The sequence below is a fragment of the Mycobacterium sp. E342 genome, assembly GCF_001667665.1.
Classification (GTDB): Bacteria; Actinomycetota; Actinomycetes; order Mycobacteriales; family Mycobacteriaceae; genus Mycobacterium.
In genome coordinates this window covers 1-937 of the sequence record NZ_LZJM01000268.1, presented here as the reverse complement: position 1 = coordinate 937, position 937 = coordinate 1, and the positions used below count along the sequence as shown (strand labels likewise).

Annotated in this window: 2 protein-coding genes; one reads left to right on the top strand and one right to left on the bottom strand. The window is 63.8% G+C overall.

Annotation, left to right across the window (positions count from 1 at the left end):
• Positions 1 to 377: acyl-CoA dehydrogenase family protein (locus tag A5692_RS30495; protein WP_197514508.1), on the bottom strand; the 377-nt coding region annotated here is incomplete at its 3' end.
• Between the two features lie 54 nt (positions 378 to 431).
• Between A5692_RS30495 and A5692_RS30490 the strand changes: the two genes are divergently transcribed.
• Positions 432 to 937, top strand: a 506-nt coding sequence (locus A5692_RS30490; protein WP_156765872.1) for a phosphotransferase family protein, incomplete at its 3' end; no start/stop codon positions are given.

Below are 937 nucleotides of genomic sequence, written 5' to 3'. Positions count from 1 at the left end.
CGAATGTCACCGTTGACCAGCGGCTCCAGATAGCGCTTTTTCTGCTCGTCGGTTCCATGCTCGATCAGCGTGAGCATCGTCGCGTCCTGGGGGCCCATGCAGTTCATCGCCCAGGCACCCAGGTGACTGAAGGCGCGCCCGACCTCGACCTGCACGACCGCGTTCGCCAGATGACCGAGGCCCATTCCGCCGTATTCGACCGGAACGAACGGGCACCACAACCCGGCAGCGCGCGCTTCGGCCTGAAGCTCTTTAACGATTTCGAAGAAGGGCCGCGCGCCGACTTGAGGCTCGGCTGGCAGCACAACGTCGTCGATGAATGCGGCGACCCGGGCACGCAGTTGCTGAATCTCCGCCGGGAGCTCGAAATCGATCATGTGACATACGCTGACAGGATTGACAGTAACTGTCAACACCGTTAGCGTCAGTGCATGACTTCGACTGCGACGCTGCTCGACGTCGATCGGCTCGATTCGTGGATCGGGGACCAGTTGCCCGGTTGTGGGACCCCGATGACGGCTGAACGGATCGGCGAGGGGACCGGAACGGCAAACGTGTCGTTCCGGGTGGCGCGCGGTGAACACGCCTGGGTGTTACGTCGGCCGCCGGCGGTCAAGAACCACCCCACTGCCTCGAATACATTGCGGGAGTGGCGCATCCTGCGGGCTTTGGAGGGCACCGACGTGCCCCATCCACCGCCGGTGCTCTACTGCGAAGATGCCGAAGTGCTGGGCACCGAGTTCATGTTGATGGGCGTGGTGGATGGATTCACGCCGGGGTTCGAGCTGCCCGAACCCTTTCTCGGTGACATCACCCTGCGGCACGGCCTAGCGATGGCCTACGTCGACGGACTGGTCCACCTGGCCGCGGTGGACTGGCGACGGCGCGGTCTGGCTGACCTTGGCAAGCCCGAGGGATTTCTGGAGCGTCAAGTGCC